This window comes from Pseudomonas sp. AM8 (assembly GCF_036346475.1).
Classification (GTDB): domain Bacteria; phylum Pseudomonadota; class Gammaproteobacteria; order Pseudomonadales; family Pseudomonadaceae; genus Aquipseudomonas; species Aquipseudomonas marginalis.
The window spans coordinates 203,825-224,868 of the sequence record NZ_JAOTNX010000002.1 but is presented as its reverse complement, the minus strand read 5'-3'; the positions used below and the strand labels follow the sequence as shown (position 1 = coordinate 224,868).

20 protein-coding genes are annotated in these 21,044 nt (G+C 61.6%); 16 read left to right on the top strand and 4 right to left on the bottom strand.

Features of this window, described 5'->3' with window-relative positions:
* Positions 1-3: 3 nt before the first annotated feature.
* From V3W40_RS05955 to V3W40_RS05880, 16 genes are all read left to right on the top strand, one after another.
* Positions 4-1,317 carry a lipopolysaccharide biosynthesis protein gene (locus V3W40_RS05955; RefSeq protein ID WP_330214626.1) on the top strand — a complete coding sequence of 438 codons (1,314 nt, stop codon included), beginning with the start codon at positions 4-6 and terminating at the stop codon, positions 1,315-1,317.
* Positions 1,314-2,489: an O-antigen ligase family protein gene (locus V3W40_RS05950; protein WP_330214625.1), complete on the top strand. Its 1,176-nt coding sequence runs from the start codon at positions 1,314-1,316 to the stop codon at positions 2,487-2,489. The genes V3W40_RS05955 and V3W40_RS05950 overlap by 4 nt, the downstream gene beginning before the upstream one ends.
* Positions 2,486-3,649, top strand: coding sequence for a polysaccharide pyruvyl transferase family protein (locus V3W40_RS05945; RefSeq protein ID WP_092485413.1), 1,164 nt, complete (start codon positions 2,486-2,488; stop codon positions 3,647-3,649). The genes V3W40_RS05950 and V3W40_RS05945 overlap by 4 nt, the downstream gene beginning before the upstream one ends.
* Positions 3,646-4,197 (top strand): acetyltransferase, encoded by a 552-nt coding sequence (locus V3W40_RS05940; protein WP_027608684.1) that lies wholly within the window; start codon positions 3,646-3,648, stop codon positions 4,195-4,197. The genes V3W40_RS05945 and V3W40_RS05940 overlap by 4 nt, the downstream gene beginning before the upstream one ends.
* A 14-nt stretch (positions 4,198-4,211) precedes the next feature.
* A complete protein-coding gene (locus V3W40_RS05935) occupies positions 4,212-5,171 on the top strand; it encodes a nitroreductase family protein (RefSeq protein ID WP_175539030.1) in 960 nt (319 codons plus the stop codon).
* Between the two features lies 1 nt (position 5,172).
* Positions 5,173-6,108, top strand: coding sequence for a glycosyltransferase family 2 protein (locus tag V3W40_RS05930; RefSeq protein ID WP_027608682.1), 936 nt, complete (start codon positions 5,173-5,175; stop codon positions 6,106-6,108).
* Positions 6,109-6,178: 70 nt separating this feature from the next.
* A complete protein-coding gene (gene gmd / locus V3W40_RS05925; protein WP_027608681.1) occupies positions 6,179-7,300 on the top strand; it encodes a GDP-mannose 4,6-dehydratase in 1,122 nt (373 codons plus the stop codon).
* A gap of 2 nt (positions 7,301-7,302) precedes the next feature.
* Positions 7,303-8,280: a GDP-L-fucose synthase gene (gene fcl, locus V3W40_RS05920; RefSeq protein WP_065925164.1), complete on the top strand. Its 978-nt coding sequence runs from the start codon at positions 7,303-7,305 to the stop codon at positions 8,278-8,280.
* A complete protein-coding gene (locus V3W40_RS05915; protein WP_092485407.1) occupies positions 8,280-9,488 on the top strand; it encodes a glycosyltransferase WbuB in 1,209 nt (402 codons plus the stop codon). The genes fcl and V3W40_RS05915 overlap by 1 nt, the downstream gene beginning before the upstream one ends.
* 5 nt (positions 9,489-9,493) lie before the next feature.
* On the top strand, positions 9,494-9,952 hold the full coding sequence (locus tag V3W40_RS05910) for a GDP-mannose mannosyl hydrolase (protein WP_330214624.1): 459 nt from the start codon (positions 9,494-9,496) through the stop codon (positions 9,950-9,952).
* 23 nt (positions 9,953-9,975) lie between these two features.
* Positions 9,976-11,385, top strand: coding sequence for a mannose-1-phosphate guanylyltransferase/mannose-6-phosphate isomerase (locus tag V3W40_RS05905; RefSeq protein ID WP_330214623.1), 1,410 nt, complete (start codon positions 9,976-9,978; stop codon positions 11,383-11,385).
* 179 nt (positions 11,386-11,564) lie between these two features.
* A complete protein-coding gene (locus V3W40_RS05900; protein WP_027608676.1) occupies positions 11,565-11,804 on the top strand; it encodes a hypothetical protein in 240 nt (79 codons plus the stop codon).
* An 87-nt stretch (positions 11,805-11,891) separates the two neighbouring features.
* Positions 11,892-13,004 carry a polysaccharide biosynthesis/export family protein gene (locus tag V3W40_RS05895; RefSeq protein WP_065925167.1) on the top strand — a complete coding sequence of 371 codons (1,113 nt, stop codon included), beginning with the start codon at positions 11,892-11,894 and terminating at the stop codon, positions 13,002-13,004.
* A gap of 12 nt (positions 13,005-13,016) precedes the next feature.
* Positions 13,017-13,670, top strand: a complete 654-nt coding sequence (locus tag V3W40_RS05890; RefSeq protein ID WP_442962822.1) for a YjbF family lipoprotein — start codon at positions 13,017-13,019, stop codon at positions 13,668-13,670.
* A complete protein-coding gene (locus V3W40_RS05885; RefSeq protein ID WP_092485401.1) occupies positions 13,667-14,434 on the top strand; it encodes a capsule biosynthesis GfcC family protein in 768 nt (255 codons plus the stop codon). The genes V3W40_RS05890 and V3W40_RS05885 overlap by 4 nt, the downstream gene beginning before the upstream one ends.
* Positions 14,431-16,506, top strand: coding sequence for a YjbH domain-containing protein (locus tag V3W40_RS05880; RefSeq protein WP_330214622.1), 2,076 nt, complete (start codon positions 14,431-14,433; stop codon positions 16,504-16,506). The genes V3W40_RS05885 and V3W40_RS05880 overlap by 4 nt, the downstream gene beginning before the upstream one ends.
* A 713-nt stretch (positions 16,507-17,219) precedes the next feature.
* Here the strand turns inward: V3W40_RS05880 and V3W40_RS05875 are convergent.
* The 4 genes from V3W40_RS05875 to V3W40_RS05860 all read right to left on the bottom strand — a co-directional run bounded on the left by V3W40_RS05875 (position 17,220) and on the right by V3W40_RS05860 (position 20,959).
* Positions 17,220-18,611 carry an undecaprenyl-phosphate glucose phosphotransferase gene (locus V3W40_RS05875; protein ID WP_027608671.1) on the bottom strand — a complete coding sequence of 464 codons (1,392 nt, stop codon included), beginning with the start codon at positions 18,609-18,611 and terminating at the stop codon, positions 17,220-17,222.
* Positions 18,612-18,854: 243 nt separating this feature from the next.
* Positions 18,855-19,502 carry a winged helix-turn-helix domain-containing protein gene (locus tag V3W40_RS05870; protein WP_065925171.1) on the bottom strand — a complete coding sequence of 216 codons (648 nt, stop codon included), beginning with the start codon at positions 19,500-19,502 and terminating at the stop codon, positions 18,855-18,857.
* 31 nt (positions 19,503-19,533) lie between these two features.
* Positions 19,534-20,238: a hypothetical protein gene (locus tag V3W40_RS05865; protein ID WP_330214621.1), complete on the bottom strand. Its 705-nt coding sequence runs from the start codon at positions 20,236-20,238 to the stop codon at positions 19,534-19,536.
* Entirely contained in the window at positions 20,231-20,959 is a 729-nt protein-coding gene (locus V3W40_RS05860; RefSeq protein ID WP_065948176.1) for a winged helix-turn-helix domain-containing protein, read from the bottom strand. The genes V3W40_RS05865 and V3W40_RS05860 overlap by 8 nt, the downstream gene beginning before the upstream one ends.
* Positions 20,960-21,044: the final 85 nt, after the last annotated feature.

Here is a 21,044-nt window from a genome sequence, read left to right as displayed (position 1 = left end):
ACCATGAGCAAAGTGCTTGAAATGCCGCGCTCGTTGTCGCGACGGTTTCGCCTCAACGTGCTGAGCTACGGCTACACCCAACTGGTGACGCTGGCGGCGCAACTGGTGCTGGTGCCGTTTTTCCTGCACGCCTGGGGCACCGGGCGCTATGCCGATTGGCTGGTGCTCACCGGTATTCCGTCGATGCTCAGCCTGCTGGACCTGGGGGTGGCCCAGGCGTCGGCCACCAGCGCCACGCTGCGTGCGAGCCAGGGCGATGTGCCGGGGGCGCGACGCAGTGTGCAGACCGCGCTGGCCTTTACCCTGGCGGTGGTCGCGCTGGTGCTGGTATTCGCCCTGACCTTGGGCCAGTGGCTCGACTGGGTGTCATTGCTCGGGCTCAAGACCTTGACCGCCGAGCAGGCCGGCCTGGTGGTGCTGTTCATGTCCGGCTACCTGTGCACGCGCTTGCTGGGTGGGCCGATCGAGGCCTGGTTTCGCACCATCGACAGAACCGTCGGCGGCGTCTTCATCATGGCCAACCGCAGGACCCTGGACATTGTGCTGTCCATCGTCGTACTGCTGCTGGGTGGCTCCGAACTGCAATTGGCCCAGGGCATGTTTTTCAGCCAGGTGCTGTTCCTGGTGCTGGTGACCCTGTTTGTGCGGCGGATTTCACCCTGGCCGCTGCTGGGGCTGGCGTCCGCGTCCTGGGCCGAGTTCCGTGGTATCTGGAAACCGGCGCTGGGCAGCGCGGCGATCCCGCTGGCGCAGGCGATCACCCTGCAAGGCGGCCTGCAAGTGCTCAACCAGATCGCCGGCCCGGCGGTGGTGGTGGGTTACACCATGGCGCGCACCCTGATGCGCCTGATCATCCAGTTGGGCATCACCTGCAGCAACGCCCTGACCCCGGAAATCTCACGGCTGGCCGGGCGCGGCGAGTTCGAGCAGGCGCGACGCTTTACCCAGCGCGCCAGCTCCCTGGTACTGGGCCTGTGCCTGCTGGTGTATGTCGCCGGGATCTGGGCCGGGCCGCAGGTCATCCTGCTGTGGAGCCATGGCCTGGTGCAGGTCGATCGCCTGTCATTGGCGCTGATCGGCTCCCATACGATTTTGAATGTGGCCTGGTTCATCCTCGCGGCGATGCTGATTTCCACCAATCGCCACACCCTCACCTCAGTGATCTATGCCGTAAGCAGCGTGATGGCCTTGCTGCTGTGGCTGGCATGCAAGGAGCACATCGATCCGCTGCTGGGCGCGTCGCTGTTGCTGTCGCTGCCGGAACTGGTGGTGTTGGTGTACCTGCGGGTGATTCGCGTGGGGGAGGTCGGCCCATGATGCTGTCCCAGGCGCGCCTGACCCTCTACCTGCCGCTGACGTTCTTCGCCTTGCCCCTGGCGCTGAGCAACAACCTCTCGCAACCCTTGGCGCTGCTGCTGTTGCTGCCGTTCGTGGTGTACGCGGCGCGTGGCTTTACTCGCGCGCTGCCATTGCTGGCGCTGGTGGTCGCGTCCAGTGTGTTGCAGGTTTTGCTCAGCAGTGGGGCGAAGATCTCGCTGTACCAGTTCCTGCGTTCCGGCATTCCGTTTTTCTATTTTGTGCTGCTGCTGGCCGGGTACAGCTATGTGTTGGCCAATGTGGAAAAAATCGCGCTGGCCCATAGCGTCAACTACCGGCGCATCCTCGAACGCATCATCTACATCTTCGCCCTTGGCCAGTTGCTGCAGGTCAGCCTGTATGGCGTGGGCATCGACCTGACCAACGCCGCGTCCAAGTCCAGCGACGAAGTCGGGCGGATCATGTTGTTTCCCACCAGCTCGGCGGTGCTGCTGTTTTTCTATGCCTGTTGCCAGCGCAGGGTCGGCTTGATGCTGATCCTCGCGGTCACGTTGCTGGCGGCCGGGTCCAAGACCATCCTCGCGGCGATGGCGGTGATGATCCTGTTGTCGGCGATTACCCAGCGCAAGCTCAAGTCGTTGGCGGTGCTGGTGGTGGCCATCGGCGCGCTGGGCACGCTGACGTTCTATGCCAGCCCCTTGGCGGTGTCGCGCTTTGCCACTTACCTGTTCGAGGAGAAGGGCGAGGACGTAACCCGTGCGTTCGAGATCGCCCATGCCAAGGAGTCGTTTCTCGACAACCCGGCCACGGTGTTCCTGGGCAATGGCCTGGCCAAGCAATTGACCCCCGGCGTGCCCACCAATGACGAGCGCTGGTTCGAGAACTCCAAGTTCGATATCGAGAACGGCTACTGGGGCGTGACCGCCAAGCTGGGGGTGCTCGGCGTGGCGCTGTTTTGCCTGCTGTTCAGCGGGTTGCCGCGCAGCCCGGTATCCCTGGCCGTGGTGGCGATCCTGCTGATTTTCTCGTTCAAGACCAGCTACCAGTTCTTCACCACCTTCGATGGCAGCTACCTGCTGGTGTGGTCGATGTTCATCGGCCTGCTCAACAAGGCTGCGCCTGCACGCCAGGCGGTTTACCCCAATTACTTACTGAAACAGGCTGGATCATGAACGCACCTGCTAGCCCCATCAGGGCCGGGATACTGACGTACCACTTCAGCGAAAACTTCGGCGCGGTGCTGCAAGCCTATGCCCTGCAGCGCTGGTTGCAGCAACAGGGCTTGCAGGTAAGCCTGATCAACTACCACCCGGCCTACGTGGAGGATGGCAGCGAGATTCGCCAGTTGTTCAACCCGCGCCAGCTCAAGGCCAACCTCAAGGCCCTGTACCTCAAGGCCCTGGCGTTGAAAACCCGGGTGCTGGGGCCGAATGCCCAGTCGCGCCAGTTCGAGGCGTTCAAGACGCGCTTCCTGAATATCCAGGCGCCGCGCTACGCCCACGCCCACCAGCTCAACCAGGCGGTGGCCGGCCAGCAGTTGCTGGTGGCCGGCAGTGACCAGATCTGGAACCCCTCGGGCCAGACCGGCCTCGACCCGGCGTACTTCCTCGCCTTCGATTGCGACAAGGCGATCCGGCGCATCTCCTACGCCGCGAGTTTCGGTAAAGAATACCTGGAGCCGCAGTACCACGCCGAAGCCGAGGGCTTGCTCAAGCAACTGTCGGCGATCAGCGTGCGCGAGGAGAGCGGGGTGAGCATCGTGCACCAGGTCTCGGGGCTGGCCGCCCAGTGCGTGCCGGACCCGACGCTGTTGCACCGCGACTATTCGGCGCTGCTCGCCACGTCCACCCAGACCCGCACCGGCCACGTGTTCTGCTACGCACTGCGCACTGGCGTGGGCGTGCGCGAAGTGGCCCAGGCGCTGTCGCGGCAGGTGGCCGGGCCGATTGTCTCGCCGTATAACGCGCACCGGCGCTGGCGGCAGATCGGCGAGACCGTGCAGGTGGGCCCACAGGATTGGCTCAAGTTGCTCAAGGAGAGCGCCTACGTGGTGACCAACTCCTTCCATGCCACGGTGTTCGCGATCATTTTCGAGAAGCCGTTTATCGCCGTGGGGTTGCCGGGCAACAAGGCCTCGCTGAACGCCCGTGTGCGCAATCTGCTGGAGAAGCTGGAGCTGTCGCAACGCTTCCTGCCCGCAGACGATGCCGACCAGGTGCACGCCTTGATCGCGGCGCCCATCGACTGGGTGGCGGTGCGGGCCCGGCGCCAGGCCCTGCAACAGGTGGGCGAGCGCTACCTGCTGGAACAACTGGCGGCGCTGCGGCCATGAGCGACTTCGCGCAACTCAAGTACGTCGACACCCTGCCGCGCAGCAACAAGGCACGCCGGCTGTTGTGGGGCATCGTCTACCAGCTGCTGTTTCGTCCCACGCCGCGCTGGATGCTGCACAACTGGCGGCGTTGGTTGCTGCGCTGCTTTGGCGCCAAGGTCGGCGTGGGCTGCCGCATCGCGCCCACGTGCAGCATCTGGGCGCCGTGGAACCTGGAGATCGGCGACTACACCGCCATCGGCGATGGGGTCGATGTGTACGCCATGGCCAAAATCACCCTGGGCTCCAAAGTCACCATCAGCCAACGCAGCTTCCTGTGCACCGGCAGCCACGACACCCGCAGCCTGCTGCGGCCCCTGGTGACTCGCGAGATTGTGATCAAGGACCACGTGTGGGTCGCCGCCGAGGCCTTTATCCACCCCGGTTGCGTGTTGGAGGAGGGCTGCGTGGTCGGCGCGCGCTCGGTGGTCACGGCCAGCCAGCCGGCCTGGATGATTTGCGTCGGTGCGCCGTGCCGCCCCCTCAAAACGAGAGACATCGCACTATGAAACAGGTGAAACCCATGATGGATAAGGCATGGAAGTTGATGTATTTCGTCAGCGAGTTTTTTCGCGACATGCTCACGTTTATTCGCCACAACGGTTATTCGCCGTTGGAAAGCCGCAACAAGAAACTGTTCTACAAAATCCTCATCGAAACCCACACCGTGGAAAAGGGCCTGTCCCTCAAGGAACCCAAGCCGCTGTTCGGCAAGGACAAGATCAACGGCATCATCCATATGCTCAACGAATACGACCGCTCGTATTCGGCGCTGCCGGTAGAGATGGCCCTCGGCGCGTTCCAGGGTTACCTCGAGCTGCACCGCACCCTCGGCATCAGCGACGACTTCGTGTTTTACCTGGATGCCTATGTGGAGCACCTCAAGCGCGACGGCACCGCCGGCAGCGGTGGTATCAAGCGTGCGGCGCCGTGGCTGGGCAACGGAGGGCTGGATGCCAAGGCGTTCCTGCAATCGCGCTCCAGTTGCCGCATGTTCCAGGCCGGCAAGATCGACAGTGGCCTGCTGACGTCCCTGGTGGAGCTGGCGCAGTCGTCACCCTCGCAATGCAACCGGCAGTCGTCGCGGGTGCATGTGTATCAGGACCGCGCGGTGATCGCGCAGCTGCTGGAGCTGCAAGGCGGCTCGCGCGGGTTTGCGCAGTCGGTGGACAACCTGTTTGTGGTCACGTCCGAAGTCACCGCCTGGGGCGGCGCGGGGCAGCGCAACCAGCTTTACGTCGACGGTGCGTTGTTTTCCATGGGCCTGCTGCTGGCCTGCCACGCCAATGGCCTGGGCGCGTGCCCGCTGAACCTGGCGATCCTCAATTCGGTGGAAAAGAAGATCCGTGGCATCGGCGCCATCCCGGCCAGCGAGCGGTTGATCATGATGATCGCCGTGGGGCTGCCCCTGGAAAGCCACTTCCGGGCCGCGCGTTCACCGCGCCGGCTCACCACCGAAGTCCTGCAGATGCACGGTGGCTGATATGAAGCGCGAAACCGTCAGTGTGATCATCCTCACCTACAACGAAAGCCTGCATATCGCCCGGGCCATCGAGTCGGTACGGGCCTTCAGCGACGAAGTGCTGGTGGTCGATTCGTTTTCCACCGACGACACCTGCGACATCGCCCGGCGCCATGGCGCGCTGGTGGTGCAGCATGCCTTCGTCAACCAGGCCAAGCAGTTCCAGTGGGCGCTGGATCACCTGCCGATTACCGGCAACTGGACGATGCGCCTGGACGCCGACGAAATCATCGAGGCCGACCTTGCCGCCGCGATCAATACCCGGCTGCCGACCCTGGCCCGCGATATCACCGGCATCAACTTCAAGCGCAAGCATATCTTCATGGGGCGCTGGGTGCGCCATGGTGGCCGCTACCCGTTGAAGATGCTGCGGCTGTGGCGCACCGGCCAGGGGCGCATGGAGGACCGTTGGATGGACGAGCACATCTCGGTCGCCGAGGGCCGCACCATCACCCTCGACGGCGGGTTTGCCGACCATAACCTGCATGACTTGACCTTCTTCACCCACAAGCACAACCAGTACGCCACCCGCGAAGCGATTGAAGTGCTTAACGCGCGGCTGGGGCTGTTTGCGATACGCGATGAACTGCATGCCGGGCAGAGTTCGTTCCAGGCCAAGGCCAAGCGCCTGGTCAAGAACCGCGTGTACAACCGCGTACCGTTCACCCTCAGTTCCACCGCGTATTTCCTGTGGCGCTACATCATCCAGCTGGGGTTTCTCGATGGCCGCAGCGGCCTGGTCTATCACCTGCTCCAGGGCTATTGGTACCGCTTTCTGGTGGGCGCCAAAGTGCTCGAACTGGAAACCGCGATTGCGCACTTAAACGATAAGGAAGCCATTGTCCGGGAACTCTCAAAGTTGACCGGCCATAACTTGAACCTGCCCACACCGAAGTAACTGAGCGTTTTTTAACAAACACCCAAGTTTGGGTGTCGGCCTTCGCTCGCCTATCAATTGGGAGACAGACATGAATAAAGTCGCGCTTATTACCGGGATCACCGGTCAGGATGGCTCGTACCTGGCCGAGCTGCTGCTGGAAAAAGGCTATACCGTGCACGGCCTCAAGCGCCGTTCTTCGTCGTTCAATACCCAGCGCATCGATCATATTTACCAGGACCCCCAGGCCCTGCGTAAAAACCTGATCCTGCACTATGGCGACCTGGCGGATTCGTCGAACCTGACGCGTATCATCCAGCAGATCCAGCCCGACGAAATCTACAACCTCGGCGCCCAATCCCATGTGGCGGTGAGCTTCGATTCGCCGGAATACACTGCCGATGTGGATGCCCTCGGCACCTTGCGCATCCTCGAGGCGATCCGCCTGCTGGGCCTGGAAAAGAAGACCCGCTTCTACCAGGCCTCGACCTCCGAGCTGTACGGGCTGGTGCAGGAAACCCCGCAGAAGGAAACCACGCCGTTCTACCCGCGTTCGCCCTATGCGGTGGCCAAGCTGTACGCCTATTGGATCACCGTGAACTTCCGCGAAGCCTATGGGCTGTATGCGTGCAACGGCATCCTGTTCAACCACGAGTCGCCGCGTCGCGGTGAAACCTTCGTGACCCGCAAGATCACCCGCGCCCTGAGCAATATCGCCCTGGGCCTGGAACAGTGCCTGTACATGGGCAACATGGATGCACTGCGCGACTGGGGCCACGCCAAGGACTACGTCCGCATGCAGTGGATGATGCTGCAACAGGAACACCCCGAGGACTTTGTCATCGCCACCGGTGTGCAGTATTCGGTGCGCGACTTTATTCGCTGGTCGGCGGCGGAACTGGGGCTGCATCTGCGCTTTGTCGGCGAGGGCGTGGAAGAGGTGGCGGTGGTCGAGCGGATCGACGGCGACCTGGCGCCGGGCATCCTGGTGGGCGATGTGATTGTGCGCGTCGACCCGCGTTACTTCCGCCCGGCCGAAGTCGAGACGCTGTTGGGCGACCCGTCCAAGGCCAAGCGCCTGCTCGGCTGGGTGCCGGAAATCAGCGCCCAGGAAATGTGCGCGGAGATGGTTCGCGAAGACCTCAAGGTCGCCCAGCGCCACGCTTTGTTGCGCCTGCACGGGCATGACGCACCGATTGCCGTGGAGAACTGAGCATGGCACGTGACTTTGATGCGCGAATCTTCGTGGCCGGCCATCGCGGCATGGTCGGCTCGGCCATCGTGCGGCGCCTGTGGGCCTTGGGCTACACACAGTTGCTTACGGCCGGCCGTGACGAGCTCGACCTACTCGACCCGGCGGCGGTGCAGGCGTACTTCGCCAGGCACCGTGTGGACCAGGTGTACCTGGCGGCCGCCAAGGTCGGCGGGATTCACGCCAACGCAACGTACCCGGCCGATTTCATCTACCAGAACCTGATGATCCAGGCCAACGTGATCCACGCCGCCCACAGCCATGGCGTGGAGAAGCTGTTGTTCCTCGGCTCGTCATGCATCTACCCGGTGCATGCCCCGCAACCGATGATCGAAGCGGTGTTGCTCGACGGCGCGCTGGAACCCACCAACGAACCCTACGCGGTGGCCAAGATCGCCGGGATCAAGCTGTGCGAAAGCTACAACCGCCAGCATGGCCGCGATTACCGCAGCGTGATGCCCACCAACCTGTACGGGCCGGGCGACAACTACCACCCGCAGAACAGCCATGTGATCGCCGCCTTGCTGCGGCGCTTCCATGAGGCGACCCAGCGTGGCGATGAGGAAGTGGTGATCTGGGGCAGTGGCAAACCACGGCGCGAGTTCCTGCATGTGGATGACATGGCGGCGGCCAGCGTGCATGTGATGGAGCTCAGCCAGGAACGCTACCGCGAGCAGACCCAGCCGATGCGTTCGCATTTGAACGTCGGTACCGGGGTGGATTGCACTATCGCCGAACTGGCCCAGGCGCTGGTGCGGGTCACCGGCTTCAAGGGGCAGTTGCGCTTTGACGCCAGCAAGCCTGACGGCGCACCGCGCAAGCTGCTGGATGTGAGCCGGATCAACGCCCTCGGCTGGGAAGCCTATGTGCCGCTGGAAGAGGGCCTGCGCGACGCCTACAACGCCTACCTCGCGGCCCTCGAACAGCCTCGGGGCCACTGATGAAGATCCTCCTGTACGGCATCAACTACAGCCCGGAGCTCACCGGCATCGGCAAGTACAGCGGTGAACAGGCGCGCTGGCTGGCGGGCCAGGGCCATGAGGTGCGAGTGGTGACGGCGCCGCCGTATTACCCGCAGTGGCAGGTGGGCGAGGGCTATTCGCCGTGGCGCTTTCGCACCGAGCAGGACGACGGCGTGACGGTGATTCGCTGCCCGCTGTATGTGCCACGCCAGCCCACGGCGTTGACGCGCCTGCTGCACCTGATGAGCTTTTCCGCCAGTTCGTTTTTGGCGGTCATGGGGCAGTGGCGCTGGAAACCGGACCTGGTGATCCTGGTGGTGCCCACGCTGTTTTGTGCGCCCCAGGCACTGTTGTTGGCCAAGCTCAGTGGCGCCCGCTCGGTGCTGCATATCCAGGATTACGAAGTGGACGCGATGTTCGGCCTCGGCATCGGTGGCGGCTCCCTTGTGCGGCGCCTGGCGTTTGGGCTTGAACGCTGGCTGTTGCGGCGTTTTGACCGGGTCTCGACGATTTCCAGCGGCATGCTCGACAAGGCCCGGGGCAAAGGCGTGAACAGCAAGCGCCTGCTGTTCTTTCCCAATTGGTCGGAAACCGCCCGCTTTCGCCAGGTGCCCCGCAGCCACGGGCTGCTGCAGCGCCTGGGTGTGGCACCAGGCCAAAGGGTGTTGTTGTACGCCGGCAATATCGGCGAGAAGCAGGGCCTGGAACTGATCCTCGACGCCGCCCAGGCCTATGCCGATCGCCCGGAGCTGGTGTTCCTGATCGTCGGCCAGGGCACCGGCAAGGCCCGCTTGCTCGAGCGTGTGCAGCGCGATGGCCTGCGCAACGTGCTGTTTGCGCCGTTGCAGCCCTACGAGGATCTGCCGGTGCTGCTGGCCTCGGCCGACGTGCACCTGGTGATCCAGAAGCGCGGGGTGGCGGACGCGGTGCTGCCTTCCAAGCTGACCAATATCCTCGCGGTGGGCGGCCACGCCATCATCACCGCCGACCCCGGCACCACCCTCGGCCGCCTGTGCGAGGAACACCCCGGCATTGCGGTGCTGGCTGAACCGGAGTCCGTCGCGGCGCTGAACATCGGGATCGAGCGGGCACTGGCATTGCCCGCGCGCAATGAGGTGGCGCTGGACTACGCCAAGGAGTTCCTCGACAAGGAACGTATTCTGCAACGCTTTATGGCACAGGTCTGATGGGTATGTGGCTTGATTTACCGACCTTCAATACGGTCGTGGCATCGACGCCGCTGGTGGCGATCGACCTGGTGGTGAGAAACGCCCGTGGCGAGGTCCTGTTGGGCCTGCGCGTCAATCGGCCGGCCTATGGTTTCTGGTTCGTGCCCGGCGGGCGTATCCAGAAAAACGAACACCTCGACAACGCCTTCCGGCGCATCACCCGCGACGAACTGGGACAGCCGTTCGAGCGCGCCGAGGCGCGGCTGCTGGGGGTGTACGAGCACTTCTACGACGACAGCGTGTTCGCCAACGCTGGGGCCGGGCCGAACACCCATTACGTGGTGCTCGGCTATTGCCTGGACCTGGCGGAAGGCCAGACCCTGCAGCCGCCCACGGAGCAACACCAGCATTACCGCTGGTGGTCCGAGGATGAACTGCGCATCAGCCCGCGGGTGCATGAACACACGCGGGCCTATTTCTGACTCTCTCTCCCGAGGACGCTCTCATGTTGTTACCGGTGATCATGGCAGGCGGTTCGGGGTCGCGCCTGTGGCCGCTTTCGCGGCAGCTGAACCCCAAGCAGTTCCTGCGCCTGACCGACGCGCACCTGTCGATGCTGCAGCAGACCATCACGCGGCTGGAAGGCGCCAACGTCGCGCTGCCGCAGTTGATCTGCAATGAGCAGCATCGCTTCCTGGTGGCCGAGCAATTGCGCCAGTTGGGCCTGGAACAGGCCAGCATCCTGTTGGAACCGGTGGGGCGCAACACGGCGCCGGCCATCGCGCTGGCGGCGTGCAAGGCGCTGGCCGAGGCCCAGGACCCGATCCTGCTGGTGCTGGCGGCGGACCATTTGATCGAAGACGTCCCGGCGTTTCATGCCAGCCTGGAAGTGGCGCTGCCGCTGGCCCGCGACGGCAAGCTGGTGACCTTCGGTATCACGCCCACTTGCGCCCATACCGGCTACGGCTATATCGAACAAGGCGCGGCGGCGGGCGAGGGCGGTTATGGGGTCAAGCGCTTTGTCGAGAAGCCCGACGCCGTCACCGCTGCGGCGTATGTGGCCGACGGTGGGTATTACTGGAACAGCGGCATGTTCATGTTCCGCGCCAGTCGTTACCTGGAGGAGCTGGAACGCTTCCAGCCGGCTATCCTCGAGGCCTGTCGCGTGGCGCTGGAAGGCGGCAGCCAGGATCAACCCTTCACCCGCGTGCATGCCGCGACCTTTGCCGCGTGCCCGGACGACTCCATCGACTACGCGGTGATGGAAAACACCCATGACGCGGTGATGGTGCCGTTGCAGGCCGGCTGGAGTGATATCGGCTCGTGGTCGGCGTTGTGGGAGGCCAGCGAAAAAGATGCCAGCGGCAATGTGATACGCGGCGACGGGCTGAGCCTGGACACCCGTGACACCTACGTCCACGCCGACAGTCGGCTGGTGGCCACGGTGGGGGTGCAGGACCTGATCATTGTCGAGACCAAGGACGCGGTATTGGTGGCCCACAAGGACCAGGTGCAGCAGGTCAAGGCCATCGTCGACCTGCTCAAGCAGGCCGGGCGCCATGAGCATCTCAACCACCGCGAGGTGTATCGGCCATGGGGCATGTACGACTCGGTGGACAACGGCCAGCGCTATCAGGTCAAACGCATCACGGTGAAGCCGGGGGCCAAGTTGTCGGTGCAGATGCACCACCATCGCGCCGAGCACTGGATCGTGGTCAGCGGTACGGCGCGGGTGACCAATGGCGAACAGACTTACCTGGTGTCGGAAAACCAGTCGACCTATATCCCCATCGGCCAGGTGCACGCCCTGGAAAACCCGGGGGTGATCCCGCTGGAGTTGATCGAAGTGCAGTCGGGCTCTTATCTGGGCGAGGACGATATTGTGCGCTTCGAAGACAAGTACGGCAGGGCCTGAGGTTTTCCGACAATTAATAACGTTTTTAATAACTTTACCGGGCGCAATGCATTGAAGGCCGGGGGCTTGCCGGGAAAACGTTATTTTCAACTAAGTCGGTTGAATATTATCTGTCTGGTGTGCTGTTTAGTTGAATGGCACTATCAGTTTGCCTGCTCACTGATGATAAGGAGTCTGAAATGAGAAAATCACTGGCTATTCTGGTACTCAGTGTCTTGAGTACCTCGGCGATGGCCGACGAGTTACCGTTGGGGCTTGATACCACAGTGGCCGGAACCGTTACGGTGGGGCAAACGTTGTTGGTCGGCACTGCCCTGGTTGCCGGTGTTGCCGCTGTTTCCAACAGCGGCGGCAGCTCCAATGGCGGCACCACCACGGGTACTACCGGCACCACCGGCACTACGGGTACCAGCAACTAGTCGTACACCTTCCGCTTTTAAGACCGCTTGGAATCCCCGCCCAAGTGGTCTTTTTTTCTTGTCGTCTATCGCGAGTGTCCTAGCACTATGATGCGTATTTTTTCTATTGCAGCCGTGGCCGCTGCATTGTTGCAAGGCTGCATGTTTTCCCCGGGTCAATATATGGACACGGCCGCCCTGACCGAAGAGGGCGGGCCTGAAAACAGTCGCGTGGATTTAATTCCGATTACCCCAAAGTTATTGGCCATGGACGCGGCAAGTCATGTGCCTTATTCCATTCCCGCAGAACTCTTGAGTTATAAACCCGGGCCGTATTTGATCGGCGCCAATGACGCGCTGTATATCACGGTGTGGGATCACCCTGAACTCACCGCGCCGTCCGGCCCGCAGCAGCAGATCGATGCCAACGGTCGCTTGGTCAGCCCGGAGGGCAACCTGTTTTACCCCTATGTCGGCGAGGTGGTTGCCAAGGGTCGTAGCATTGAAGCGCTGCGCAGCGAGATCACCGACAAGCTGCGCCAGTACATCGACAGCCCCCAGGTGGATGTCAGCGTGTTGCGTTTTGCCAGCCAGAAAGTGGTGATCAGCGGCGCGGTGATCAAGGCCGGGCCGGTGCCCCTCACCACCATTGCGATGAACGTCAGCGAGGCCCTCGGCGCCGCCGGGATCGACCCGATCAACGCCGACCTGTCGAACCTCACCCTCACCCGTGGCGGCAAGCGCTACACCCTGGACCTCGACACGCTCAACCTTGAGCAGTCGCGCCTGAATGACATCTATCTCAAGGACGGCGACCAGCTTTACCTGGCCTACAACGACCGCAAGCGCATCTACGTGATGGGCGAGGTGATGCAACCCCGCGCGCTGAGTTTCAAGACCCGCAGCATGAACCTCTCCGACGTGCTGGGTTCAGTGGGCGGAGTCAACCAGAACACCTCCAACGCCGATGCCATCTACGTGATTCGCGGCGCGCAGAACATCGATGTGGAACCGGCCAAGGTGTTCCAGCTGGAAGCCGGCTCCCCCTCGGCCATGGCCCTGGCCACGCGTTTTGATGTGCAGCCCCAGGACGTGGTGTTTGTCGGCCCGGCGAATATCACGCGCTGGAACCGCTTTATCAGCCAACTGGTACCGTCCGCGTCGATCATCGGCATTGGTGCATCCACCCAGAACAACCTGAGCGAAGCCAGCAGCCGATAGGGTGGTACCTGCGTGAACAATCTGAAAATCGGTACGTACGCAGGGTTGGCGTGGCTGTTGGCTGGCTGCAATCCGCTGATGCAGGCCTCGCTGGATACCTTCAGGGCTGCCGTGGGCGGGCCGCCGCCGCTGGTGTTGAGCCAGGCCCAGGTGGATGCGGTGCCGTTCCCCCAGATCAAGGTCACCACGGTGTCCGGCGCTGGGGTGATGGCGTTGATTCGCCAGCGTGACGACCTGCAGTTCTGGGTGGCGTCCGGCAAACAGGTGCTGCTGCTGCGCGATGGTCTGGTGGTGCGCACGGTGGGCCTGGGCACTGACCTGGATGGCACGCGCTGGCAGGGCCGGTCACCGTTCCAGCAAGGGTTGCATCGTGTCCCGGACGGCTATCGCAGCACGCGCCAGATCGACGTGGTGGACGGCTATCGCCTGGGCATTACGGTCAACAGCCACATGACGCGCCATGGGCTGGAGAGCGTCGAGATTCTCGACAAATCCTATGCCTTGCTGCGGGTGGATGAAGACATCGAGGCCGCCGGCTTTCACGCGCGTAACCGTTACTGGGTCGACCCCGGCGACGGTTTTATCGTGCAGAGCGAGCAGCACCTGACGCCCGACCTGACGCTCACCATTACCCAACTGCAACCGACTCGCAAGGATGCCCCATGATGCTGCGAAAATTGGCCGCGCTGGTGCTGTTGTGCAGTGGCGCCAGTGTGTCCCTGGCGGCGATGACCGTCAGTGGCGAGGTGCGCAATCCGGGGCCGATCTCCTTGGCGCCCGAGGCGCGCTTGCTGGATGTGATCACCGCGTCGCAACCGGATGCCCAGGGCTATTGGCTCGGTGCGGCCTGGCTGCGCCAACCCTTGCTGGCACAGCAGGCACGGCTCAAGGCCGGTGTGCTGTTTGACCTGCAAACCCTGCAGCGTGCGGCGTTGGCGGCCGGTCGCGAAGGTCGCGCGCATGCGGCGGCTCGGCTCTATCAACAGGTGCAGGCCTTGCCGGTGACCGGCCGCCAACAGGCGATGCTGGATCCGGTGGCGGTGGAAGTCGGCTTTGCGCCGAACCCGCTGGTCAGTGAGGGCGACCGCCTGGTTTATCCGCCGAGGCCGCACAGCGTGCGTGTCGTGGGTGCCGTCGCCGCGGCCTGCACGTTGGCATTCCAGCCTCTGCAGCGGCCCCTCGATTACCTCCACGCCTGTCCGGCCCTGGCGGAAGCGGACCGCGATTACCTGTGGCTGATCCAGCCCGACGGCCATGTCACGCGCCTGGGTATCGCGGCATGGAATCGCGAGGAGGGTACGCCTCCCGCACCGGGCAGCACGTTGCTGGTGCCGATCCGCAGCGACGACCTGGACCCGCTCACCCCCGAACTCAATCAGCAACTGGCCGAGTTTCTTGCCACCCAACCCCTGGCCGAGGTCACGCCTTGAAATTATGTATTGCAGCGGTGCTGCTGGTGCCCTGTGGCGTCGCCCATGGCGATCCCCGTTACACCCAAAGCGATTTCGGCGGCGTCGGGCTGCTGCAAACCCCCACCGCCCGCATGGCGCCCGCCGGCGAACTCAGCGTGAATGCCAACCGCACCGAACCCTACAGCCGCTACAGTTTTTCGGCGCAACCCCTGGACTGGCTGGAGGGCACCTTTCGCTACACCGCGATCACCAACCGCCCCTATGGCGCCGAGTCCTTCAGCGGCGGCCAGAGCTATAAGGACAAGGCCGTCGACGCCAAAGTGCGCCTGTATCAGGAAAGCCACTGGCTGCCCGAGGTGGCGCTGGGGTTCATGGACCTGGGTGGCACCGGGTTGTTTTCCAGCGAGTACCTGGTGGCCAACAAGCGCTACGGTGACGTGGATTTCAGTGCCGGCATCGCCTGGGGGTACCTGGGCAGTCGCGGTGATTTCGGCAACCCGTTGGGCGCCTTGGATGATCGTTTCAACCAGCGGCCCACCGCCGAAGGCTCCGGCAGTTTTTCCAACGGCTACTTTCGCGGCCGGCCCGCGTTGTTCGGCGGGATTGCCTATCAGACACCCTGGGCACCGCTGAGCCTCAAGCTGGAATACGAGGGCAACGACTATCAGAACGAACCCCGCGACAACAACCAGCGCCAGGACTCGCCCATCAACCTGGGCCTGGTCTACAAGCTGGCCGACTCCATCGATGTGAGTGCCGCCTGGGAACGTGGCAACACCGCCATGTTCGGCATCACCCTGCACACCAATTTCGTCAGCCGCAAGGCCCCGGTAAAAACCTACGACCCACCCGCCCCCAAGTTGCCTGCCAAGGCCCCGACCACGCCGATGGACCAGGTGGATTGGGCCGCCGTATCCCAGCGCCTGCATGACAATGCCGGCTACAACGTGCAGCGTATTACCCAGCGCGGGCCGGAGTTGTTGGTGTACGGCGAACAGCAGCGCTATTTCTACAGCGCCAAGGCGGTGGGCCGCGCCAGTCGGATTCTGGATGGCAGCGTGAATGACCAGATCGATTGGTTCACCCTGGTGAGCGAGCGTTATGCGCTGCCGATCGAAGAAACCAGCGTGCCGCGCGAGACCTTTCGCGAGGTGGTCAACCACCGCGAGGACCTGCAGAACCTGCATCGCCAGGTCGAGGTCAATCGTGCCAGCAACCGCAGCCAGACAGTGCTGTACACCCAGCCGCCCAAACCCTTCACCTATGGGGTGGGGCTGGGCTACAAGCAGAACGTCGGCGGGCCGGATGGCTTGCTCTACCAGGTGTCCGCCGACCTCGACGGCGAGTATCGTTTCACCCGCAATACGTGGTGGAGCGGCCTGCTCAGCGTCAACCTGCTGAACAACTACGACGGATTTACCTACGATGCGCCCAGTGGCTTGCCCCGGGTGCGGACCGACCTGCGCCGGTACATGACCACCTCCGATGTGACCCTGCCGACCTTCCAGCTCAACCATGCGCAGCAGTTGGACCAGGACCTCTACGGTATGGTCTACGGTGGTTTGCTGGAGTCGATGTACGCCGGTGTCGGCAGTGAAGTGCTGTACCGCCCGATGGGCCAACGCTGGGCATTGGGGGCCGACCTGAACTACGTGCGTCAGCGTGGTTTCGAGCAGGATTTCAGCTTGCGCGATTACCGCACCCTCACCGGACATATCACCGGCTACACCGATCTGCCGTTCAACATTCAGGGCGCCTTGAGTGTCGGCCGCTACCTGGCCAGGGACTGGGGCGCGACCCTGGACCTGTCGCGGGAATTCAACAATGGCGTGCGGATTGGCGCGTGGATCACCCGCACCACTGCATCCAGCGCAGAGTACGGCGAAGGCAGCTTCGACAAAGGCCTGTACCTGTCCATTCCGTTCGATGAGTTGATGAGCCTGTCGACGATGCGGCGCGCCAACCTGGTATGGGCGCCACTGACCCGCGATGGCGGCGCACGCTTGAACCGCGCCTACTCACTGCATTCGATGACCGATGGGCGCGACAGTGAGCTGTTCTACAAGAACATCGACAAGATCACCGAATAAATGCACCCACACAGATACTGTCTCATCCAGCACCGCTCAAATCCGTAGCAGCTGCCGAGCCGCGGCGAGGCTGCGTTTACGGCCTGCCAGGCACACCGCTGACGCAGCCTCGCTTGCGCTCGGCAGCTGCTACGCAGGTGAGGTGATGATGGGGATTGGCACTCGTAGCAGCTGTCGAGCCCCGGCGAGGCTGCGTTTACGGTCTGCCAGGCACACCGCTGACGCAGCCTCGCTTGCGCTACGGGGGGGAGGTGGTGATGGGGATTGGCACTCGTAGCAGCTGTCGAGCCCCGGCGAGGCTGCGTTTACGGCCTGCCAGGCACACCGCTGACGCAGCCTCGCTTGCGCTCGGCAGCTGCTACGCAGGTGAGGTGATGATGGGGATTGGCACTCGTAGCAGCTGTCGAGCCCCGGCGAGGCTGCGTTTACGGCCTGCCAGGCACACCGCTGACGCAGCCTCGCTTGCGCTCGGCAGCTGCTACGCAGGTGAGGTGGTGATGGGGATTGGCACTCGCAGCAGCTGTCGAGCCCCGGCGAGGCTGCGTTTACGGCCTGCCAGGCACACCGCTGACGCAGCCTCGCTTGCGCTCGGCAGCTGCTACGGGGGTGAGGTGGTGATGGGGATTGGCACTCGTAGCAGCTGTCGAGCCGCGGCGAGGCTGCGTTTACGGTCTGCCAGGCACACCGCTGACGCAGCCTTGCTACGCAGGGGGTCAGTAGATGTCCTTGGACAGCAGCGTAAACGGCGTCTTCAACAGGATCTTGATGTCCAGCCACAGCGACCAGGTATTGATGTAGCGCAGGTCGATATCGACGCGCTGTTGCATCTTCTCCAGGGTCTCGGTCTCGCCCCGGCAGCCATTGACCTGCGCCAGGCCGGTGATGCCGGGTTTGATCCGATGGCGGGCCATGTAGGCGCGGATTTTCCCCGAGTAGTAGTCGTTGTGTGCAATCGCATGGGGGCGTGGGCCGACCAGGGCCATGTGCCCTTGCAGCACGTTGAACAGCTGCGGCAATTCATCGATGGAGGTACGCCGGATAAACCGGCCCACCGGCGTAATGCGTGAATCGTTGCGACTGGCCTGGCGTACCTCATGGTCGTCATGCACACGCATGGAGCGGAATTTCCACACCTTGATCACCTCGCCATTCCAGCCGTGGCGGTCCTGCTTGAAGATCACCGGGCCGGGGGAGGTGAGCTTGATCAGCAGGGCGACCAGCAACAGCAGCGGGCTCAGCACGATGATCGCCAGAGCAGCCAGGCTCTTGTCCAGCAGCGACTTGCTCAGTGCAGCGGTGGGGCGGCTGGTCAGCGGGCTTTCGTTGAGGTAGATCGCCGGCAGCCCATCCACTTCGGCCACGCAATGGTTGAGCAGCAGCATGTTATTGAGGTCGGGCACCCAGATCACATCCACGCTGATCTCCAGCAGGTTGAGGTACAACGCCTCAATGTGGGTGGCGTCCTGCAATGAATGGGTGATGTAGAGCCGGCGGATGCCGTGTTGCCGGATCAATTGGGGCAGTTGCGGCAGCTCGCCGAGGATCTGCGCTTGCGCATCCTCGGTCGCCTCGGCACGGCTGCCGACCAGACCCACCAGGGGCGAGCGTTTTTGCCGTGAGAGGGTCCTGGCCAGGTCCACCGCGAGCTTGCCAGTGCCCACGATCAATGATTTTTGGCGTTCGTGAAGTTGGCGGTGGTAATACCGGGACAGGCTGTGCAGCGGTATGTAACACAGTGCCAATAACGGGTAACTGACCGCCGCCCAGAGTAATAAGGTTTCCACAGGGAACAGTGCGCTGGCATTACAGGCTACGCCCACGGCAAACAATATACCCATGGTTAACAGCCAGCCCATGAACAAGCGCCCAAGGCCCACGGCATAATCATCTTTCTTGCTGTAGACATCGCACAAGGTATACGCCGGGAGAGAGGCCAATATCGTAAAGGCGGCCAGGACGCGGTAGTAATACTCCAGTTGGCCAGTCTTCAAGATAACCAGCGTAAATAACAGTGCAACAACTAAGCTCGATGCGAGTGTCCATTGCCCCCAGAACGTCAAACCCCTGGGGGTCAGGTTGCGATGCATTCTAGTGTTATTAAGCATAGTTCTGCTCCCGGTGATGACCGCGCACGTGGTGGCAGGCGTTAAGGGTTAACGGTTAACTTTTATAAATGACAGGCACGCGCAGGCGCGTGCCCATTGATAGTAATGAACGGCAGGGGGCAGTGGCTGACGACTTATAACAAGGTCAGGAGGGTCTGGCGAAGTGGATGTTATAAAAGGGCAGGTAGAAGAGTTTTTAATAGGCAGGGTGAATTAAAAAGGGCGGTGTTGTTTTTATTTTTGTTAACGGCGTGGCTGACTAAGCTCGAGCGGCTTTTTGATTTTTTGCGTCAGGCAATAACCACGGTTTCTTACCGCACGAAACAGGCGTTCACCGTCGTTGACCCGCTTGAACTTTTCCTGCAAACGACTCAGGCACATTTCCAATCCGCGGTATAAATCGGGTTCACGACCTATATTACGAATCAACTCTTCTTTGCTGACCACGCGTTCTTCATGGTGCAGCATCTTTTTAATCAGCGCCGATTCAATAGTGGTCAATGAAATGCGCAGGCCGCCCTTGACCAGTGCTCGATCATGTTGGGTGAGCAGCCAGAAATCCTGTGGATACAGTGGCGTTCGTTCGGCGCTGATCTCTTGAGTACGCGTATGGTTATTCGGCGCGCTGTCAGGGGCCTTGGCGGTTGGCATTCTGGATTCTTGCCGCTTGGGGTTAAACGATTGTGAGGGCAAGTTGAGGGTGTGGGTAATAATGTAGGTATTAAAATGCGGGGTGATCTGTGGTTGGGAAAACGCCGGATTTGTATCGGCGGGGTCTGTGGTTGCCGGGGCGTTTACATCGTAATAGAAGAACTCTGCGTTGGGCGTGAAGTCCTGCAGTGCGATAGACGCAAGTGTTGGAGCGAAGGCGTGTTTCTTGAAAGAACTCATAGGGTCCACCCATATCAGGAAGATGCAGTTGTTAAAGGCAGTCAGCGGGGGAGTAATAGCCGCCCTGAAAGTATTCGAACGGCAAGTTTTTAGCCAGCATGGCGCTGTCGGCAAACTCGACCTGATCGGCGATGAAGCAGACCCTGCAGGCACTGATCAGTTCCAGCATGTGATCGTAAAGCCGGTCGAACAGGTCCGAACGCGTGTTGAGGCTGAGCCTGAGGGCAGAATCCGGAAAGGGCATTTTTATATAGTCGTAGAGCTCGAGGTCGACCAGCAGGTCTGCCGGCTTTGTATCGAGTCTGTAGTTGTTGTAGGCCAACGTGATACCGCTATGGTCTTTCAACTTATACAACTGACGCACCATCGCCCGGCGTTCTACCGGACCGGGCAGGGCGTCCAGTGGGTTGTCGAGACTGAGGGTGAAGGGGTGTTTGTGGTCTTCCAATGCCCGCGCGGCCTGAATGATCGCCTTGAGGATGTCCTCGTTCATCAGGGCCGATTGACCCATGCGCAGAAGCGTATGACTCGTCGCCGGGCTGACCGCCTTAAGCGTTTTGCGCGGTGGGTGGATATGGCGCAAGGCCTCAGTGCAGGCACTTTCAAGTTGTTCGGGATCAACGCCATCCGCTACGCTGATTTCGCTGCCCCACCAGGCATGACCGCGATCAACGATGGCTTGCCTGATGATCTTGAAGTGCGGGGTATGTACAGGGGACGTTTTTTCACTATTCACGGCTCGGCCCCTCCTTAGTGGGGTGGAAATGGCTGGCGCAAATAAGACCCCGGCTGAGTTTATAACCATAACCGCGAATATTTTGGATGATGTTTTCACCGTAGTGCGCCTTGATTTTACTGCGCAAACGGCTGATGGATTTTTCCAGTGCGCGGGAGTCGTAGTACTTGGTATTAAGTCCCATGACACGGGCGATCTCATTATGACTGAGCAGTCGATTCTGAATAAGCGCTTCCAATACTTTCATTTCGACGAAGGATATTTCCAACTTTTTCCCGTCGCCATATAGGCACATGCGGTCCTGGTCGAGAATCAGGTCGCACTGATTGAGTCGAGCGCTTTCACTGAGAAAGGCATCAAACAGATTCAACTTTTTTTCGGGTGAAGTTTCGATCGCCTTGATGCAGTAATCGGCGCCAGCCAGGTAGTATTTTGTTTTGCTCAGGGTCGATGCAAAGGTGATCACGACGAATATCGTGCAGTCGGGGTTTTCAGTTCGCGCTTTTTTTATTATGTCCAGGCTCAGATTGCTGGCGGAGGGTGTATCAATTTCTATAATGATGGCACGGTAATGTACGTGGCTTTCCTGGGTGTCAATTAGTTGCCCGTAGCAACGTGTATCGACTTTTAAATTATTCGCTACAGTGCGAACTAAAAGCGCCCGAAAGTCCTCTGATTTCGATTGAGTCCGTGCAATAGCGAGGACGTTGGAAAAATGCATCACCTACTCCCTTTTCCGGCATGCAAGGCCGTCAGTTCAATCGCTGCTAGCGTTTAGATACTAATCGAATTGATTCCGCTAAAAC

Excerpts from the sequence above, each read along its gene's own strand:
- V3W40_RS05945 (WP_092485413.1), top strand. The coding sequence starts at position 2,486 with ATGAACGCACCTGCTAGCCCCATCAGGGCCGGGATACTGACGTACCAC.
- V3W40_RS05955 (WP_330214626.1), top strand. The coding sequence starts at position 4 with ATGAGCAAAGTGCTTGAAATGCCGCGCTCGTTGTCGCGACGGTTTCGC.
- V3W40_RS05950 (WP_330214625.1), top strand. The coding sequence starts at position 1,314 with ATGATGCTGTCCCAGGCGCGCCTGACCCTCTACCTGCCGCTGACGTTC.
- V3W40_RS05905 (WP_330214623.1), top strand. The coding sequence starts at position 9,976 with ATGTTGTTACCGGTGATCATGGCAGGCGGTTCGGGGTCGCGCCTGTGG.
- V3W40_RS05910 (WP_330214624.1), top strand. The coding sequence starts at position 9,494 with ATGTGGCTTGATTTACCGACCTTCAATACGGTCGTGGCATCGACGCCG.
- V3W40_RS05870 (WP_065925171.1), bottom strand. The coding sequence starts at position 19,502 with ATGAGTTCTTTCAAGAAACACGCCTTCGCTCCAACACTTGCGTCTATC.
- fcl (WP_065925164.1), top strand. The coding sequence starts at position 7,303 with ATGGCACGTGACTTTGATGCGCGAATCTTCGTGGCCGGCCATCGCGGC.
- V3W40_RS05860 (WP_065948176.1), bottom strand. The coding sequence starts at position 20,959 with ATGCATTTTTCCAACGTCCTCGCTATTGCACGGACTCAATCGAAATCA.
- gmd (WP_027608681.1), top strand. The coding sequence starts at position 6,179 with ATGAATAAAGTCGCGCTTATTACCGGGATCACCGGTCAGGATGGCTCG.
- V3W40_RS05915 (WP_092485407.1), top strand. The coding sequence starts at position 8,280 with ATGAAGATCCTCCTGTACGGCATCAACTACAGCCCGGAGCTCACCGGC.
- V3W40_RS05895 (WP_065925167.1), top strand. The coding sequence starts at position 11,892 with ATGATGCGTATTTTTTCTATTGCAGCCGTGGCCGCTGCATTGTTGCAA.
- V3W40_RS05930 (WP_027608682.1), top strand. The coding sequence starts at position 5,173 with ATGAAGCGCGAAACCGTCAGTGTGATCATCCTCACCTACAACGAAAGC.
- V3W40_RS05875 (WP_027608671.1), bottom strand. The coding sequence starts at position 18,611 with ATGCTTAATAACACTAGAATGCATCGCAACCTGACCCCCAGGGGTTTG.
- V3W40_RS05900 (WP_027608676.1), top strand. The coding sequence starts at position 11,565 with ATGAGAAAATCACTGGCTATTCTGGTACTCAGTGTCTTGAGTACCTCG.
- V3W40_RS05885 (WP_092485401.1), top strand. The coding sequence starts at position 13,667 with ATGATGCTGCGAAAATTGGCCGCGCTGGTGCTGTTGTGCAGTGGCGCC.
- V3W40_RS05940 (WP_027608684.1), top strand. The coding sequence starts at position 3,646 with ATGAGCGACTTCGCGCAACTCAAGTACGTCGACACCCTGCCGCGCAGC.
- V3W40_RS05935 (WP_175539030.1), top strand. The coding sequence starts at position 4,212 with ATGATGGATAAGGCATGGAAGTTGATGTATTTCGTCAGCGAGTTTTTT.